The 16926-nt window shown below is 53.8% G+C and carries 16 protein-coding genes; 1 reads left to right on the top strand and 15 read right to left on the bottom strand.

Annotated features, from left to right (window positions below):
• Nucleotides 1-23: 23 nt before the first annotated feature.
• The 9 genes from QZ279_RS15625 to QZ279_RS03615 form a co-directional block, all read right to left on the bottom strand.
• Complete coding sequence (locus QZ279_RS15625; RefSeq protein ID WP_366513842.1) at nt 24-218, bottom strand: hypothetical protein; 195 nt, start codon at nt 216-218, stop codon at nt 24-26.
• A gap of 8 nt (nt 219-226) precedes the next feature.
• A complete protein-coding gene (locus QZ279_RS15620) occupies nt 227-508 on the bottom strand; it encodes a hypothetical protein (protein ID WP_366513841.1) in 282 nt (93 codons plus the stop codon).
• A 243-nt stretch (nt 509-751) separates the two neighbouring features.
• Nucleotides 752-2668, bottom strand: coding sequence for an ATP-dependent zinc metalloprotease FtsH (gene ftsH / locus QZ279_RS03645; RefSeq protein WP_293448057.1), 1917 nt, complete (start codon nt 2666-2668; stop codon nt 752-754).
• A gap of 150 nt (nt 2669-2818) precedes the next feature.
• Nucleotides 2819-3286, bottom strand: coding sequence for a CoA-binding protein (locus QZ279_RS03640; RefSeq protein WP_293448054.1), 468 nt, complete (start codon nt 3284-3286; stop codon nt 2819-2821).
• A gap of 215 nt (nt 3287-3501) precedes the next feature.
• Nucleotides 3502-4203, bottom strand: coding sequence for an ABC transporter ATP-binding protein (locus tag QZ279_RS03635; RefSeq protein WP_293448051.1), 702 nt, complete (start codon nt 4201-4203; stop codon nt 3502-3504).
• Nucleotides 4196-4975, bottom strand: coding sequence for an ABC transporter ATP-binding protein (locus QZ279_RS03630; protein WP_293448048.1), 780 nt, complete (start codon nt 4973-4975; stop codon nt 4196-4198). Before QZ279_RS03630 ends, QZ279_RS03635 begins: the two co-directional genes overlap by 8 nt.
• The gene (locus tag QZ279_RS03625; protein ID WP_293448045.1) at nt 4972-6831 is read right to left on the bottom strand and encodes an ABC transporter permease; all 1860 of its coding nucleotides are present in this window, start codon (nt 6829-6831) and stop codon (nt 4972-4974) included. Before QZ279_RS03625 ends, QZ279_RS03630 begins: the two co-directional genes overlap by 4 nt.
• 90 nt (nt 6832-6921) lie before the next feature.
• Complete coding sequence (locus QZ279_RS03620) at nt 6922-8130, bottom strand: ABC transporter substrate-binding protein (protein WP_293448043.1); 1209 nt, start codon at nt 8128-8130, stop codon at nt 6922-6924.
• 36 nt (nt 8131-8166) lie between these two features.
• Nucleotides 8167-9234, bottom strand: a complete 1068-nt coding sequence (locus tag QZ279_RS03615; RefSeq protein ID WP_293448040.1) for an aromatic ring-hydroxylating dioxygenase subunit alpha — start codon at nt 9232-9234, stop codon at nt 8167-8169.
• A 111-nt stretch (nt 9235-9345) separates the two neighbouring features.
• Here QZ279_RS03615 and QZ279_RS03610 point away from each other — a divergent pair, with 111 nt between their 5' ends.
• The gene (locus tag QZ279_RS03610; protein ID WP_293448037.1) at nt 9346-9783 is read left to right on the top strand and encodes a MarR family transcriptional regulator; all 438 of its coding nucleotides are present in this window, start codon (nt 9346-9348) and stop codon (nt 9781-9783) included.
• Here QZ279_RS03610 and QZ279_RS03605 read toward each other — a convergent pair.
• Genes QZ279_RS03605 through QZ279_RS03580 form a run of 6 tightly spaced genes read right to left on the bottom strand, consistent with a single transcriptional unit; the run spans nt 9780 to nt 16797 of the window.
• Nucleotides 9780-10364 (bottom strand): amino acid synthesis family protein, encoded by a 585-nt coding sequence (locus QZ279_RS03605; RefSeq protein ID WP_293448034.1) that lies wholly within the window; start codon nt 10362-10364, stop codon nt 9780-9782. The two genes, QZ279_RS03610 and QZ279_RS03605, sit on opposite strands and share 4 nt — an antisense overlap.
• Nucleotides 10361-10945, bottom strand: a complete 585-nt coding sequence (locus tag QZ279_RS03600) for an amino acid synthesis family protein (RefSeq protein ID WP_293448032.1) — start codon at nt 10943-10945, stop codon at nt 10361-10363. The genes QZ279_RS03605 and QZ279_RS03600 overlap by 4 nt, the downstream gene beginning before the upstream one ends.
• Nucleotides 10938-11771 (bottom strand): UPF0280 family protein, encoded by an 834-nt coding sequence (locus tag QZ279_RS03595; RefSeq protein ID WP_293448030.1) that lies wholly within the window; start codon nt 11769-11771, stop codon nt 10938-10940. Before QZ279_RS03595 ends, QZ279_RS03600 begins: the two co-directional genes overlap by 8 nt.
• Nucleotides 11768-13261, bottom strand: coding sequence for a 6-hydroxynicotinate reductase (locus QZ279_RS03590; protein ID WP_293448027.1), 1494 nt, complete (start codon nt 13259-13261; stop codon nt 11768-11770). Before QZ279_RS03590 ends, QZ279_RS03595 begins: the two co-directional genes overlap by 4 nt.
• Complete coding sequence (locus QZ279_RS03585; RefSeq protein ID WP_293448024.1) at nt 13254-15974, bottom strand: molybdopterin cofactor-binding domain-containing protein; 2721 nt, start codon at nt 15972-15974, stop codon at nt 13254-13256. Before QZ279_RS03585 ends, QZ279_RS03590 begins: the two co-directional genes overlap by 8 nt.
• Nucleotides 15967-16797: a xanthine dehydrogenase family protein subunit M gene (locus QZ279_RS03580; protein ID WP_293448021.1), complete on the bottom strand. Its 831-nt coding sequence runs from the start codon at nt 16795-16797 to the stop codon at nt 15967-15969. Before QZ279_RS03580 ends, QZ279_RS03585 begins: the two co-directional genes overlap by 8 nt.
• Between the last annotated feature and the right edge of the window lie 129 nt (nt 16798-16926).

The following is a 16926-nucleotide window of genomic DNA, read 5'->3' as shown; positions in this document are numbered from 1 at the left end:
ATTGAGTGCTGAAACCGCTAAATCTAGCGCTGTTCGCTCCAAATCGGTTGGTCTGGAACATGCAGACGCAATGTCATTACAAGCGTTAAAACTCCCTCGCATTCCACCGCGGCGGTGACACCGCGCCGACCTTTAGCTGCAGCTTTAAAGCCCTTCCCTTTCTCTGGGTGCTGCGCTTCGATGAAGGGCGCAGGCAGATGGCAGGGACGGTTTTCCATGTCGATGATCAGGCCCGGACCATCCTGTGCAACAAGCGCGCGGATGGGGGAACGTAGCTCCAATCAGGGATACCCTCAATGACAAGGGATGCGCCGATTAGGTGTGGTTCTAACGTTTCAAGATCCATGTCAGCAGCGATCAAATCCAACTCTTCGCGCGACACAATCGACAGTTGGTGCGCGTTCTTGATCGTCGTGTAACGCTTATACTGCTGCTTAACCCGACTACATGAAGGACGCGTTAGTCCTGAATGAAATTCGGCCTCATAACCTGCGAAGGTAAGCGGCATTTGGACAGCGGCGCAGACGTCAAATCAGCTTCGCTATCCTTCACAGATCCAAGCCAAAGGACTGTCGCGTAGAAATCAGTAGGTTTGAGAGCGGGCATGGGGCTTCCGAATTTGCCATATCAACTTTAGCCACGGGGCGCGCTAACATTCAATCCAGAATGTGTGATCTGAACAATCACATCCAGAAATGAAAAACCCCAGCGCTTGGCTGGGGTTCATCAAAATTTTACGTCGTAAGGTTTCTTACGCAGTGGGTTCAGGTTCCATTCCGCCTGTGGGCTTTGCCCGTGGCTTGGTCTTGGGAATGGCCGTCACACTTGGAGCGTTGCCTTGATCTGGCGTGTCATCTTCGTCAGGTCCAGCATTGGGTGCTTCGCCGTCCATGACGCGCTTGATCTCTTCGCCAGTCAGCGTTTCGTACTCAAGCAATCCTTGCGCAAGGCGCTCCCACTCTTCGTTCTTTTCCGTCAGAATGCGATGCGCAGTCACGTAGGCTTCATCGATCATGCGCTTCACTTCGGATTCGATCAGTTCTTTCGTCGCCGCAGAGATTGAAAAACCGCCCGCGCCGTTGCCGTTGTATCCTTCATGCGCCTGTTCGTAGTCGATGTTGCCGACTTTGTCCGACATGCCCCAACGCAGAACCATCGCACGCGCCAGACCGGAAGCTTGCTGGATATCGCCAGCAGGGCCATTGGACACATTATCCGCGCCATATTTGATGATTTCAGCAGCTTTGCCCGCCATCGTCATCGCCATCTTTTCTTCACACTCAGAACGATGCCAATTTAGGCGATCAATCTCAGGCAAGGACACAACCATACCCAACGCTCCACCGCGCGGAATGATCGTCGCTTTGTAGACGGGATCACACTGGGGCAAATGCATACCAACAACGGCATGACCCGCTTCGTGGTAAGCCGTCTTTTCTTTTTGATCATTGGTCAGAACCATCGAACGACGTTCTGCACCCATCATCACCTTGTCTTTGGCGGATTCAAAATCTTCCATCGTTACAAAGCGACGACCGATACGTGCAGCCATCAAGGCAGCTTCGTTCACTAGGTTGGCCAAGTCCGCACCAGAAAAACCAGGAGTACCGCGTGCAATGATGCGCATGTCGGCATCTGGGCCAAGCGGCGTTTTGCGTGCGTGGACATTCAGGATCTTTTCGCGGCCTTTGATGTCTGGGTTTGGTACCGTAACCTGACGGTCAAAACGTCCTGGACGCAGAAGAGCGGGGTCAAGCACATCACGACGGTTGGTCGCAGCGATGATGATCACACCCTCGTTTGATTCAAAGCCATCCATCTCAACCAGCAATTGATTCAATGTCTGCTCGCGCTCGTCGTTACCACCGCCATGGCCTGCGCCACGGTGACGACCGACTGCGTCGATTTCGTCGATGAAAACAATACACGGTGCATTCTTTTTCGCCTGCTCAAACATGTCGCGCACACGGGATGCACCCACACCAACGAACATTTCAACGAAGTCAGAACCAGAAATTGTGAAGAACGGAACTCCTGCCTCGCCCGCGATTGCGCGTGCGAGAAGCGTTTTACCCGTACCGGGAGGGCCAACGAGCAAAGCACCTTTAGGGATTTTGCCTCCAAGCCGCGAGAATTTCTGCGGGTTGCGCAAGAATTCAACGATTTCTTCCAGCTCTTCCTTGGCTTCATCGATGCCTGCAACGTCATCAAACGTAACACGGCCAGACTTTTCGGTCAGCATCTTGGCCTTGGATTTGCCAAAGCCCATCGCGCCGCCTTTGCCGCCGCCCTGCATGCGGTTCATGAAGTAGACCCACACACCGATAAGCAAAAGGAACGGAAGAAGCGATAGGATGAACGTCTGGAACCCAGATTTTTGCTGCTGCTCTGCGCGTACGGCCACGTTCTGTTCAATCAAAAACTCAGACACATTCGCGTCTGTCGGCTTGATCGTCACGTAGTCGCTGCCGTCTGAACCACGGAACCGAATGCGTTCACCGTCAAGCGTCACATTCGTGACAGAGCCACCGTTAACAGAAGAGACAAACTCAGAATAGCTGATCTCGCGGCTCTGCATCGCGGTGTTTCCGCCGCTAAAGAGGTTAAAGAGCGCTAGGATCAGAAGAAATAGGACGACCCAGAATGCGAAGTTGCGTGCGTTTCCCAAGAAACACTCTCCTTGATATGGATTTGGCGTGTGGGTTAGCACGACGCGATTAGAACTAAAATAGACACATCGCGCCAATGTTCAATGAAGCGCTGGGATCAAATACGTTCAATTCGCCATTTATGGGAAAAAAACGCGGATTATCGCCAATTATAGCTTGGACGAAATGATGCCGGTCGCAAAACCACCCATGCGCAACTCGCCAAACAAGCGCTGATACTCGATTTTCGGGCAACGATCTTGGATTACGTCGATATTTTGCGCCTCGGCCTTTGCAGCCGATTGCGGATGTTGGACTCCGATCTGCATCCAAATGGTTTTCAACGAGGGCAAATGCGCCAGCGCCTCATCGACAATTTCAGGCACCGCTTCGGAACGGCGAAAAATATCGACCATATCCACAGGCTCTGTAATTTCAGACAGGCTTGCGCGGATGGTTTGACCAAACAGCATCTTCCCCGAGTGCATCGGATTGACGGGGATCACAGGGTATCCCTTCAGCCCAAGGTAACGCGCCACATAATAACTGGGACGCAAAGGATTGGTCGACACGCCGACAACCGCGACCACTTTGGTCCGGTTCAAAATGTCGCGCAAAAATTTATCAGAATAGCTCATATGTCTATTCACCCCAATTTTACGCAAAGTTCAAAAGAAAAAAGCGCCCACGGGCAGGGAAACCCGGGGCGCTGAGTGGGGAACGAGGGACAGTGAAGTGACGCGCCGTGTTCCGAGAGGCGCGTCTCTTGGGATTAGACTTAGGTGCTGTTTTGCGTACTTAAAGGGCTGCGCTGGATTTTGTGAATACTCGGCGAAAACTCGCGCAAATCGGGTTAAACCGACAGGTATGTATCGCGAATTTCAGGGTTTGCGTTCAGTTCAGCCATCGTACCTTGATATTTAGCACTACCACTTTCCACAATCACGACCCGGTCTGCCACGGCCTGTGCAAAATGCAGGTTTTGCTCAGACAACAGAACCGTCAGCCCTTCTGTCTTCAGCTTCAAAATAACGCGCGCCATTTCTTCGACAATTACAGGTGCGATGCCCTCTGAGGGTTCATCAAGTAAGATCAAACTAGGATTACCCATCAACGTACGCGCGATTGTCAGCATTTGCTGTTCTCCACCCGACAGTTCCTTGCCACGGTTCGTGCGCCGTTCAGCCAAGTTGGGGAACATGTCAAACAGCATGTCCTCGTTCCACGTCACGGCCTGCGCGCGCGCAGGCTGGCGGCCCACTTCTAGGTTTTCCATGACAGTCAAGTCCGTGAAAATGCGCCGTTCTTCTGGTACATAGCCCAGACCCATTTTGGCCACCTTGTGCGGGGCCATTCGTGTAATTTCGACACCTTGAAACGTGACAGACCCCGATTCGGGCACAACCAATTGCATGACCGATTTCATCGTCGTCGTTTTGCCAGCACCGTTGCGCCCAAGTAGCGCAACAACTTGCCCGCGTTCCACATCGAAACTCAGGTCGCGCAGAACATGTGCCTTACCGTAAAAGCTGTTGATGCCTTTGATCTCAAGCATGTGCACTCTCCCCGTCATGCTTGAACAGCGTCCCGCCCCCAAGGTAAACCTCGCGCACACGATCATCATTTCGAATTTCATCGACGGAGCCATTGGCGATCAACTGACCTCGGTTCAAAACCATCACACGATGCGCATGGGCAAAAACGACGTCCATATCATGTTCCGTAAACAACACGCTGACCCCGCGGCTTTCGACGATATCCGCCGTTAGCTGCATCAACGCGATCCGTTCCGCAGGTGCCATCCCAGCTGTCGGTTCGTCCATCAACAAAAGCGTCGGCTCATGCGCTAAAGCAATCGCGAGTTCGAGACGTTTCAAATCACCATAAGCTAAAACAGCGCAATGGCGTTCCGATTGATCTGCCATGCCAACCAGATCAAGCAGGTCCATCGCTGCGTCACAATACATCTTATGGGCGCGCGGCAGCAGGGAATAAATTTTACGATGATGCGATATCAGCGCCATTTGCACATTCTCGATCACCGTCATTGACGTGTAGGTTCCGGTGATCTGAAAGGTGCGTCCCACCCCTTTGCGCCAAATTTGGCGAGGCTTCAGGCCCGCAAGGGTTTGGCCGTTCAGCTTGACCGTGCCAGCGCTTGATTTCAATTGCCCCATGAGCATGTTGAAACATGTACTTTTGCCCGCACCGTTAGGGCCGATCAACGCAAGCAGCTCGCCCTTTTGCAACGCGAACGACACGTTATCCACCGCTTGGATAGCACCAAAAGCCTTGCTCAGGCCCTGCACTTCAAGAACCGCGCTCATGCTTGATCCTCCCGTTTCATAAAGCCAATTTTTTCGGCCCATTTACGCAACGTGCCTGCGATGCCATCAGGCGCAACAATCACAACGAAGATAATCAGCAGACCCAGCAGCAACCGCCAGTATTCAAATCGCGTGATGTAGTCCTTAGCCCCTTCAAGCGCAGCACCGCCGACGACGCCACCTGCGAGGGTTTTTACGCCGCCTAGAAAAACAACAATCAACGCATCAAAGCTGCGTGCAATTTCTAGTTCATTCGGAAAGATCGAGCCTTTTGAGAACACGAACAAGCCACCCGCGATACCCGCCATGGCCCCCGCGAAACCGAAGGCGACCAATTGAACATGCTTGGTGTGGATACCTGTAGATTCCGCCTGCCGCTGGCTGTCTCGTGCAGCACGTAACGCATACCCAAACGGCGAATGGGCGGTGTGGCGCAGCAGTATGATGCCTCCGACACAGAGTACCATCGACAAGTAATAGAACGTGGTCGTCCCACTTGCCCAATCAGATGGCCATATATCCACAAGCCCATCGTCGCCACCCGTAAAATCGCCCCATTGGAAGACCAGCGACCACAAAAGCTGCGCGAAGGCGAGCGTAAGCATGGCGAAATAAACACCCGTCAAGCGCAGGCAGACCCAGCCGAAAATGATTGCAGTTAGGCCTGCCGCAAGGGGCGCAAGGATCAACGCAAGCTCCATCGGCGTGCCCGCATATGTAACAAGCAAGGCCGCTGCATAAGCACCACCGCCAAAGTAGGCCGCGTGACCGAAAGAGACGAGACCACCAAGGCCAAGTAGGAAATGCAGCGAAGCCGCGAACAAACAGAAAATCGCAATGTCGGTGATGAGAACAAGGATAAAGCTATCCCCCACAATCGGAAGCAGCGCCATGAGAAAGAGGCCAAACATCACAATCATCCGCGCACTCTGACCTGCGGGTTTGATCGGGCGTTCCGGCTCCCCAACCTGCCCATGCTCGCCCGCGACTTCCTCTCGTCCAAACAGACCGAAAGGGCGGAAGATCAGGACCACGACCATGACAACAAACATCAGGGCGAGTGTGGATTGCGGCAGGTAGTTCACACCGAACACGTTGAGAACAGAGATGAGAACAGCGGCTACATAGGCACCTGGGAGCGATCCCATGCCGCCAATTACCACGACAACAAAGATTGCACTAAGAATGTTGAAATCCATCAACAAGTCCGCGCCGCCTTTGGGGAGTTGCACCGCGCCGCCGAGCCCCGCAAGCGCGCAACCGAGGAAGAAAACACCCGTGAAAAGCCATGCTTGGTTCACACCCAAAGCGCCAACCATTTCGCGGTCTTGCGTTGCCGCGCGCACGAGAATGCCTGTGCGGGTTTTGGTGATCAGCCACCAAAGCGCGAAGGCCACGAACGGCGTCAGCGCGATCAAAGCAAGGTCATATTTCGGAACGGGTTCCCCCATGATCCGAATGATACCTTTCAAACCCGGCGCACGCGGGCCAAGGAAATCGTCCGCGCCCCAAACCAACAATGTGAGGTCTTGAATGACGAGAATTACGCCAAACGTCGCGACCAGCTGGAACAGCTCAGGCGCTTTGTAGACAGGACGTAGGACCAATATTTCGACAATAATGCCGATGATCCCGACAACGAGACCTGCCAAAAGGATCGACGCCCAAAATCCGAATGCCCCTGGCAAAATCTGCATGAAAGAATAGCCCACATAAGCGCCCAGCATGTAAAATGAGCCATGCGCGAAGTTCACGATCCGTGTGACGCCAAAAATCAGGGAAAGGCCTGAAGCAACCATAAAAAGTGCGCTTGCATTGGCCAAACCTGTCAGGATTTGCGCGATGAAGAGACCCATGGTCTGCTCCTGTCTTCGATGTAGGAAAAGGGAACGGTCCGCACGCATTTGCACGGACCGTGTTTCGATTTTTCAAGAAAAATCTAGCGCTTAGTTGCCAGAACCGCGTAGTTTCATGACTTCTTCGTCTGGCAAAGTGTAGTCGCCACCGTTCTTATAAGACCAATCAACCAGCGTCCCTTTGCCGTCCTTTAAGGCAATTGTACCAACGAAAGCACCCATTGTGGATTGGTGATCAATCGCACGGTACGTGATATCGCCAACAGGTGTGCTGACGGGTAGGTCCGCAAACGCCGCACGAATGGCTTCACTATCAGTAGAACCTGCTTTTTCCAGAACAGCCACGACAGATTGCACGGTCATATAGCCAACAAGCGATCCGATACGGGGGTGATCGTCGTATTTCGCCATGTAGCCATCAACGAAGACCTTACCCGGTCCTTCCGTAATTTCGGACCAAGGATAACCTGTGACAACCCAACCTTCAGGCGCTTCATCACCTAAAGGATCCATATATTCAGGTTCACCTGAAAGGAGACCGTAAACATTACGGCCTTCAAACAAGCCGCGTGTGCCGCCTTCGCGAACGAATTTTGCAAGGTCGCCCCCGAATGTCACGTTGTAGATCGCGTCTGGCTTAGCGCGCTCAATCGCTTGCGCCTCAGCGCCCGCATCGATCTTGAACAAGGCAGGCCACTGCTCTGCTACGAATTCAACCTCGGGCTTTAGCTTTGTCAGCGCCTTCTTGAACGCTGCGACCGCATCTTTGCCATACGCATAGTTCGGCGCGATTGTCGCGTAACGGATCGCATCGGTTTGCGCAGCTTGTTCAGCCAGCATGGCCGCTTGCATGTATGTGGAGGACCGCAGGCGGAACGTGTAGTCATTGCCCTTGGACCATGTGATTGCATCGGCCAAAGGCTCTGACGCCAGGTAGACATACTTTTTTTCTGCCGCGAGCGATGAAATCGCCAAACCAACATTGGACAAGATCGTGCCCGTCAGCATCACAGCGCCCTCACGCGTCATAAGCTCTTCGGCAATCTTCACCGCTTCACCGGGCTTGCCTTGGTCATCGCGGAAAATGAATTCGAGCGGCTTGCCAAGCACACCACCTGCTGCGTTCACCTCTTCAATAGCCATCTCGATGCCTAATTTATAGGGACCTGCAAAGGCCGCGAGGCGCTTGTAGTGGTTGATCTCACCAATCTTGATCGTCTCTTGCGCAAGCGCAGGCAGGCCGACAGCCGCAATCGCAATCGCGCCTACAAGGCTTTTCAAAAATATCTTACGTTTCATGGTCATCCCTTTTCTGTTGGGTCGACCCTAGCAGCGTCAGTCGTGCTGCACAAAGGTCGGATGGAGAGGCGCACCGAGATCTTCGGTGGCCTCCAGTTCGACAAGGTCGCGTATTCGTTTGCGATACACGTTTGGCCCTTTGTCGATGGCAATTCTGATGGGTTTACGCTTCTGTGGACGCTGTTCTTCAATGTTGATGGCTTCCAGCACCTCTTTGTCCTCAGAAAACGCGATGCGGAACATCGTGTCCATATTTTCTGACGCAGCTTCGTCGCCAACCGCCGTGTTGCGCAGGTGCATCCAGTAATCGATCGTAAAGTCCTCGGTCACAGGCGTCACAAAGTGCAGCGCGAAAATGCGTACGCCCTTGTCACGTTCATCCTCAGAGAGGTTAGCCGCCACATCCGCACTGCCGAAATCAATGACAGCCGTACTGGGCAGGTGCAAATAGTAGTAATGCCAGCGATCCACATTGCCTGTGAAATCGCCAAAATTCTGAAAGAACCCAACGGGAGCGGAGTCCTTGATCCAACGCCACGCGAGGATCACATCACCAGACGTCGACACATGCACAGGTACGTTTTCAGACGCGGCACTGCCCAGCGTTGTTGGATGCACAAAACTGACGTGCGCAGGATCAACAAGGTTCTCTGCGACGTTGAGATAGTTCGCGTGTAGATGCAGCCCATCGCCGTGATGCGCATGCCAATTCGGGTCGGAAAATTCAGGCATGTCAAAGACGGGCGTGTTTGCAGCCAAAGCTGCTTCACCAGGCCAAATCCAAACGATTCCATGGGCTTCGTGAACAGGATATGTATCAACATACGCCGACGCAGGAAGGTTATCTTGACCCGGAACGCGCACGCATTTCCCATCACGCCCAAACGTCATTCCGTGGTAGCCACATTGCACCGTATCGCCAACGCGTTTGCCTTTAGAGAGTGGCAACAGGCGGTGCGGACAGCGATCTTCCAAGGCAACAAGTTCTCCGTCGGAGGCCCTAAACAACACCATATTTTGTTCAGTGATCGTGATCGCGCGCAGATCATCCGCAAAGTCCTTGGACCAGCCAGCAACGTACCACGCATTACGTACAAACGGCATTCGAGCGACTCTCCCAGCCTTGGCATCTAAACTGCATTCGGCACTGAAAACTTGTTCGTTGTCAAACAATATTTTCGCTCGTATCCTATGAAAATAGGGAGAACGCGGCGAATGATCAAAGACGAGGCAAGCAATGCGCAGAAGGTCGAATACCGTCTGGAAGATCAGATCGGTTTCAAGCTGCGTTTGGCGAACCAAAAGCACCTAGAGCACTTTGCAGAGTTGATGCCAGACGCGACCCCAACGCAATTTGCCATCCTCGCACGCCTTCACGCCGACGGACCATTGTCGCAAAATCATCTGGGACGCCGTGTTGGCATGGATTCGGCAACCACAAAAGGCGTCGTGGATCGTTTGCGCAGCAAAGGGTTTGTTCAAAGCACCGCGTCTAAAACCGATTTGCGCAGGCTAGAGATTTCTTTAACCTCAACAGGACAAGAGTTTGCATCCCGCGCAATCGCGACAGCAACTAAAATCTCGGCGCGCACAACTGCAAACCTAAGTACGCGCGAAACGGAACGCTTGCTGGCCCTTCTGGAAAAACTTTAACGCAACCCATCTTTGCCCACCGCATCCGCGTGCAACAAGCCACCAACGCGCGGTAAAGGCCGCCCGCCGTCTGTAACGGCAACTGCAACCATGATTTCATTCGCACGCGGTGCATCGTTCAAACGGACTTCTATTCCATCGAAATGTGACCGCACATAGGCCGCATCTTTATGTCCCAACGGCACATCTAAATCCTGTCCAGGGCCACCCATTTTCTTAGACGACGGCACAAGGGCGGCACCCTTTTCAACTTCTTTGCGCAAAGGCGCACCCATCTTGGGGTGCAGCAAAGCGGCGGCGTGTTCTAGCTCTCCATTTTCGCCCACCATCGCAGCTTTTCCATAGCTTTCGGCCTGTGCAGGCTTGATGCCGAGCGCTTCGACACAGCGCTTGCCGAGCGTTTCGCCAAGTTCAGCGCCAATATCCATCAAGGGTTTCAAATCCTCGGTGTATCCCCCCGCATATGGGTTCGCGATGACCGCGACAGCAACGGCTTTACGCGTGGCAGGTGCAATTGAACGCCCTGCCTCACGATGTGTTTCTTCAACGAAAACAGCAATCTTGCGAATGTCAGCTTTCATCGTAGACCATCCTCACCTTTGATCGCACTCGCGGGCAACCCACCAGCCCTGTCATGCACGCGTGCGCCTGTGCTCATCACCAGAACGAACGCCAGCTCATTTGCACGGGGCGCGTCATTCATGCCAACTTCCATCGCATCAAAATGTCCGCGCACGTAGGATGCGTTGATATGAGTGATCGGAACGTCCAAACGAACGCCCGCCGCGCCCACCTTTTTCGTGGACGGGACTATCGCCTTTGCATCACCCAAAAGTTCGCGCATCGCGTATCCGCCCGGCGCATGCCAAAGCGCCCCGTGCTCCAATTCACCCGCCGTACCGACGATTGAGCCTTTACCATAGCCTTCGATCATACTCGCATCACCGCCGAGCGCATCAATCAACTTTTGCCCCATTTGCAAGCCCAGTGGCTTTAGGTCTTCCATGAACGGTTGAATGTCCTCAACATATTGTCCCGCGTAGGGGTTCGCGATGACCGCGATAACAGCTCCACGTCTTTGGGGCACGTTTGCGCGTGGACCACCCTCGTGAAAGACTTCTTCAATGACCGTTGCAATCTTGCGGATCTCTACATCAGGCATGTTCTAGCACCTTCTTGTTGTTCATTTCTATTTGTCTGCTTTGACCCTGAAAATGCAAGCTGGCCGCGTGAATTAGGCCAGCTTCTTGCATATCACGCGCGTGGCTTAGGCCAGTTTCAAGCGCGCGCGTGACCTCTGCTAGAGTCAACTGCCCAACATGCGTGACCACCCTCATAGCACCCAAGTCACTTTGATCAACGATCTCATTCGCATTTTGGCGCGTAATCGCGGGGTGATCTGGCAGATCGACAGCACCCGCAATCAAAGTTGCCGCCACATCGGCTTTGCAGGCCGTTTCGCTTAAGGCCGTGACACTATCCGCAATACCAAAGGACAGGCTGCGACCGCCCTGCCCACTCGTCGCGATACCGCGAATGGGGCTGTCAGCACTCAATGTAATCTTACCAAGCGCGCCGCCCTTCACACCAGCCATACCAACCGAGAACACAGCGTCGCCAGACACGTGAAGCGCGATGTCACCGCCGTTGTTCACATAGGCGCGCTTGAAAGACGCGGCTTGCTGCATCGCGTCCAAAACCGTTTCAGCGACAGCCCCCGCGACACCCGCCATAGGCGTTACAAATCCATCATGCGCTTGCGCCGCACGCCACATCGCCAAAGCAATGCACCCCTTTGGCTTTGGCCCATGGACCATGCGCAAAAGATCAATCTCGTCCATCAATTCTGCCAAGACCGTACCAAGCCGTGTTTGCGCGGCCTCGAAAGCAAGCATGCGTTCGCCATCGACTCCAATGATCAAATCAATCGGGCCATGTTGTAGGTGCAGACGGTCGCCCGACAAAAGGGCTGCTTGGACGCCCATCATCCCCGCAGGATCCGTTTGGTTTTTTGCGCTTGGTGCGGATCAGGCTGGGACGGCATACGCGTGACTTTGCGCAACTCCCCCTTTAGCACGCTTGCAGCGTCGATGATGTACTCCATGTGACCGCCCAGCGCGTCATAGTCTTCGCGCCGCAAGGTGAATTCGATGGGTGCCACAAGCGCAGGCGTTGGCACATAGCCAAATGAATTCGTGGGCATTTCCATGACATCAACCATCACCGTGATCCCACCACCGGGCCAAACATAGGCTTCGGCACCACCGCACGACACATAAGTCAGCGCATCCTTGACAGAACGCGTTAGCCGGACGGGGTTTTCCGTAACACCAGCCCGCAACGATCCACCTGCGCCGCCCATGAAGAGAACTGAACAGAGGGAGGGTTCGCAGTTCTCTGCGATGCGATCCGCAGTAATGCGTAGCTCTTCAGAAATCTCGGCGGGCCGTGGGATCAGATCGTCGTCTAATTCATAATACGCCCACTGCTCGCCCGTCGTAGACACCATTAACAACCGCAAACCTACCCACGCCTTTTTCGCATCCGCAGGTTTCAAAATTGTCAGCGGGTCTTCCACGTCCGTACCGCCCCACCCAGTCCCCGGCTCGGCGACCTGAAAATAGCGACCCGGCGTTGAACGACGTCCTTTAATTTTTACTCCAGAGGGGCGCATATTAAGCTGCTTGCCCGCTTCATGTTCCGTCAAAACGCCCGTGATATGATCATCCACGACGATCACCTCGTCCACGTGGGGTTCCCATTGTTTGGCGAACATTCCAATCGCCGCAGAGCCACACCCAACCCGCATCAGTTTTTCGCGCACGCCATTGATGATCGGAGCTATGCCCGCCTGCACGATAATCTCTGCGCCCTCGTCAATCTGCATCGTGACCGCGTCGCGATTGCACAGGTTCATCAACGCATCACAGGTCACACGGCCCGCGGATTTCGTACCACCTGTCAAGTGTTCGACCCCGCCAAGCGAGAGCATCTTGGAACCATATTCAGATGTCATTACATGCCCAATCGCTTCTCCGTTCACACGCACAACCGCACGTTCGTGGCCGATGAAACGATCCGTGTCGATTTTCACTTTCACGCCGCAGTAGGAATAGATCCCCTCGGTCACGACCGTGATCATATCAACGCCGTCAACGTCTTGGCTAACAATGAAGGGTGCTGGTTTGTAATCGGGATAGGTCGTACCAGCCCCGACAGCCGTCACAAAGGGGCGCGATCCTTGCAACACGTCGCCGTTCCAATTTTTGGGATCTTTGCCCTGACCAAGAAAGGCAACCGCAGGCGCGCCGTTCTCGATAACCGTCAATGGATCAAGGCGCACAAGGTCGCCCGCGTGATTGGCATAACGATCGCACGCCCCCGCTTTGCCCTCTGAGATGAAACACATCACAGGACAGGCATCGCAGCGAATTTTCTCTGGTTTCACGTGCATGGTATCGGTGGCATCCTCAGGCATATCCAGCCTCCTTCAAAGCGGCACGGACGCGGTGCGGCAAGGCTGGAACATGGCGCAAACGCACACCTGTTGCAAAATGAACTGCGTTCAAAATGGCAGGCGCGGTGGGAATCAATGCATGTTCGCCAAGACCCTTGGCACCATAGGGTCCATGCGCATCTGGTTCTTCGATGATCAGCGTTTCAATCGGAGGAACATCGCCGATTGTGGGAATCAAATAGTCATGCAGATTTTCGGTGCGCCCCGGGATAAATTCCTCCATCAAAGCCATACCAAGACCTTGGGCAACGCCGCCTTGCACTTGCCCCTCGACCAGCAAAGGATTGATCGCTTGGCCCACATCATGCGCGGCAACAAAACGCAGCGGTTTGATTGTTCCAAGTTGCGTGTCCACCTCGACCACAGCCAAATGTGCAGCGTACCCAAATTGCGCGTAAGGCACGCCTTGACCGTTCTCATCCAGCGGCGCAGTTGGCGGATCATAGCTGGCCACAGCGCGCATGACGTATCCGTCCGCGCCTGTATCCATCCTCGCAAGGTCAATGGAGTGCCCCCCACTTAAGGTAATCACAGTATTACCTAAAATAATCTCGGCATCTTCGGCAGCGTTTACCAGTTCCAAAACTTGGCGCCGAAGGCTTTCGGCCGAAAGTTTGGCCGCGTTACCCGTCACAAATGTCTGGCGTGAGGCAGACGTTTTGCCCGCATCTGGCGTAATATCCGTGTCAGGGCCAACAATCGAAACCTGATCTGGGCGCACGCCAAACGCTTGCGCAAAAATTTGTGTGATGACAGTGTTGGATCCCTGCCCGATATCCACAGCACCTTGATGCAAAACCAAGGTGCCATCGCTGCGCAAACCGCATTTGATCGTTGACGGGTTCGCCATGGACGTGTTGCCACAGCCATACCAGCCTGCCGCAAGACCGACACCACGTTTCAAGTGCCCTTCGATGTCATTGAACGTTCGGCATTCAAGCTGTTCTGCAACCCACGCCTCGCGCAACGCCTCCAAACAGGCTTTCACCCCAACACCCTGTTCAAACACCTGTCCCGATACCGTCGCTACGCCATTATCCAACGCATTCAGCATGCGGAAATCAAGCGCGTCCATCCCAATTGCAGCGGCGAGTTCGTCAAATAAAGTCTCTTGCGCGATAGCCGATTGGGGGACTCCGAAACCACGAAATGCGCCCGCAGGGGGACAATTCGTGTAAATCCCTTTGGACTGAGCGCGGTAGTTGGGAATGCTGTATGGACCAGACGCATGTAGCGGCACGCGGTTCGCAACCGTCGGGCCCCAACTGGCATAGGCACCCGTATTAAAATCACCGTCAAAGCGTAGACCTGTCAGGCGACCATCCTTGCGAACGCCCCCTTTAATCGTGATCCTACCAGGGTGGCGTTTGGTTGATGTTGCCATGCTTTCCACTCGCGAATAGGCCATGCGAACAGGGCGACCCGTGACCATCGCACCAAGCGCAAGATAGGGGTGTACCGTCAAATCCAGCTTGGACCCAAAACCACCACCAACTGCCGTCGGCACAATCCTGATATCATTATTTTCAAGTGCCAACAGACCTGCCAAGGCCTCTTGGTTCATAACTGGGGCTTGTGTGCAAACATGTAAATGCACGCGGCCATCAACCATTTCTGCAAAACCTGCTTCGGGTTCAATATAGGCGTGTTCTACAAAGGACGTCTCAAACTCTGCACTCAGCACGATATCAGCGTCAGCCAAGCCCGCGTCGATATCGCTGTGTGCAACAAACCCGCCACACATCACATTGTTGTCGTGACCTTCATGGATCTGCGCGACGTTGCTGTTTTGGGCTTCGCTCACGTCCTGAACACTGGGGAGCTCCGTCCAATTGATCGCAAAATCAGTTATGTCATAGCTTGAAATAACGTCCGCATCACCAATGATAGCTGCAACCGCCTCACCCTTAAAGCGGGTTTCAGTTTCGGAAAACATTGGCTGATCAATAAAGCCTGGAATGGTGCCAAATAGGTTAACGCCCGGCACATCCTGTGCTGTCAGAACCGCTTCAATTCCTTCGATTGCACGCACCGAATCCAGATCTCCAAACTCAAAAGCAGCACGCGGAAACGGCGATCGGATCACCAACGCCACGAGCGCGCCAACGGGCGCAACATCGTCGCCAAACAGTTCTGTCCCATCGACCTTTGGCAAAGCATCCAATCGCGCAATCGGATCGCCAACAGAGCCTTTTGCAGCAATGACCGACTGGTTTTCACCAACCGCGACAACCGCATGAATGATTTTGCGATAGCCCGTACATCTGCACAACACACCACCCAAAGCGTCCTGAACTTGCTCAGAATTTGGTTTTGGGTTTTCAGCTAAAAGCGCCGCCGCACTCACGATCATTGCAGGGGTACAAATACCGCATTGCGCGGCTTGATGCGCGGTGAAGCTTTTTTGCAAATCAGCAAGGATATCAGGCGCAACACCTTGCAAAGTTTGAACATTACGCCCTGCCGCCTGAGCGTTAGACGTGAGACAGGCACAAACGGGCGCGCCATCGATCAAAACCGTACAGGCCCCACAATCGCCTGCGTTACAGCCGATTTTGACATCTTTTGCACCCAGTTCTTCGCGCAAAACCACGCTTAGGCGCGTTTGGCGGGCTGACGTGCTTTGGACCGCACGTCCGTTCAAGGTGAACTCAATCTGCGAAGACTTATTCATGGGCTGCCTCCTCTAATACACGCTTGATCAGCGAAGCGACAACATCGAAGCGATACTCACCTGAACCGCGCACATCGTCGATTGGGCTAAGGCGCGACAGGTCCGCCTTGGCGATAACCGTCTCAACGTCGCTAACGCGAAGCCCCTCTAATGCAGCTTCCAGTCCAGTCAATCTTTGAGCAACTGGCGAACAGGATCCAACAGCAATGTGCACGTCGCTCAACACGCCATCCGTTACCTCGCATGTCACTGCAACCATTGCGATCGAGATCACCAAGTACTTGCGCGCACCCAACTTAACAAACGAACTTCTGCGCGTTTCAGAGAGGTCAGGAATAAGAATCGCCGTCACCAATTCATCCGCTTTACGCGCGATTTGGCGAACACCCGTGATGAAATCCGACAAAGGCAAAACGCGTATGCCATTCGAAGACTCCAACTCCACCTGCGCATTCAGCGTCAGCAAAGGCGGCACACCGTCTGCAGCGGGGGATGCGTTGCACAGGTTACCCGCAATCGTGCCAGCATTCTGGATTTGAACAGAACCCACTTCGCGCGCGGCCGTTTTCAGCCCTTTGAACGCGGGTGGAAGGTCCGCCTTAATAATATCCGTCCATGTGCTTGCCGCCCCAATACGCAATCCCTGCGCGTCACGGGAAATGCAACGCAATCCTTCAATCCGCGTTATATCGAGCATGTCACAGCGAATAGATTTTTCTCCCTGCACAGGATACCAATCAGTACCACCTGCAATGATGCTTGGCGCCCCAGATCCCAATGCGGTTAGCGCGTCTTGCAAACGTGTTGGCGTGAAGTAGTCCAAGACAGCACCTCGTGAAGTACACAAAATATTTGTTTGTATACGAATAGAATATCGAAGTGAGGATTCTGTCAAATCCTTTCATGCCCCCTCTTGATCGACATCGAACTTCTGTTAGCGTTCAAACGAATT

It is taken from the genome of Planktotalea sp. (assembly GCF_018607965.1).
Classification (GTDB): Bacteria; Pseudomonadota; Alphaproteobacteria; order Rhodobacterales; family Rhodobacteraceae; genus Planktotalea.
Note: the sequence above shows the minus strand (reverse complement) of the source record. Positions and strands in the feature narration are given on the sequence as shown.

Coding starts and splice junctions, on each gene's coding strand:
- QZ279_RS03610 (WP_293448037.1), top strand. CDS start 9,346: ATGATCAAAGACGAGGCAAGCAATGCGCAGAAGGTCGAATACCGTCTG.
- QZ279_RS03635 (WP_293448051.1), bottom strand. CDS start 4,203: ATGCTTGAGATCAAAGGCATCAACAGCTTTTACGGTAAGGCACATGTT.
- QZ279_RS03585 (WP_293448024.1), bottom strand. CDS start 15,974: ATGAATAAGTCTTCGCAGATTGAGTTCACCTTGAACGGACGTGCGGTC.
- QZ279_RS03605 (WP_293448034.1), bottom strand. CDS start 10,364: ATGAAAGCTGACATTCGCAAGATTGCTGTTTTCGTTGAAGAAACACAT.
- QZ279_RS03620 (WP_293448043.1), bottom strand. CDS start 8,130: ATGAAACGTAAGATATTTTTGAAAAGCCTTGTAGGCGCGATTGCGATT.
- QZ279_RS03615 (WP_293448040.1), bottom strand. CDS start 9,234: ATGCCGTTTGTACGTAATGCGTGGTACGTTGCTGGCTGGTCCAAGGAC.
- QZ279_RS03630 (WP_293448048.1), bottom strand. CDS start 4,975: ATGAGCGCGGTTCTTGAAGTGCAGGGCCTGAGCAAGGCTTTTGGTGCT.
- QZ279_RS03595 (WP_293448030.1), bottom strand. CDS start 11,771: ATGATGGGCGTCCAAGCAGCCCTTTTGTCGGGCGACCGTCTGCACCTA.
- QZ279_RS03640 (WP_293448054.1), bottom strand. CDS start 3,286: ATGAGCTATTCTGATAAATTTTTGCGCGACATTTTGAACCGGACCAAA.
- QZ279_RS15620 (WP_366513841.1), bottom strand. CDS start 508: ATGCCGCTTACCTTCGCAGGTTATGAGGCCGAATTTCATTCAGGACTA.
- QZ279_RS15625 (WP_366513842.1), bottom strand. CDS start 218: ATGGAAAACCGTCCCTGCCATCTGCCTGCGCCCTTCATCGAAGCGCAG.
- QZ279_RS03590 (WP_293448027.1), bottom strand. CDS start 13,261: ATGCCTGAGGATGCCACCGATACCATGCACGTGAAACCAGAGAAAATT.
- QZ279_RS03600 (WP_293448032.1), bottom strand. CDS start 10,945: ATGCCTGATGTAGAGATCCGCAAGATTGCAACGGTCATTGAAGAAGTC.
- QZ279_RS03625 (WP_293448045.1), bottom strand. CDS start 6,831: ATGGGTCTCTTCATCGCGCAAATCCTGACAGGTTTGGCCAATGCAAGC.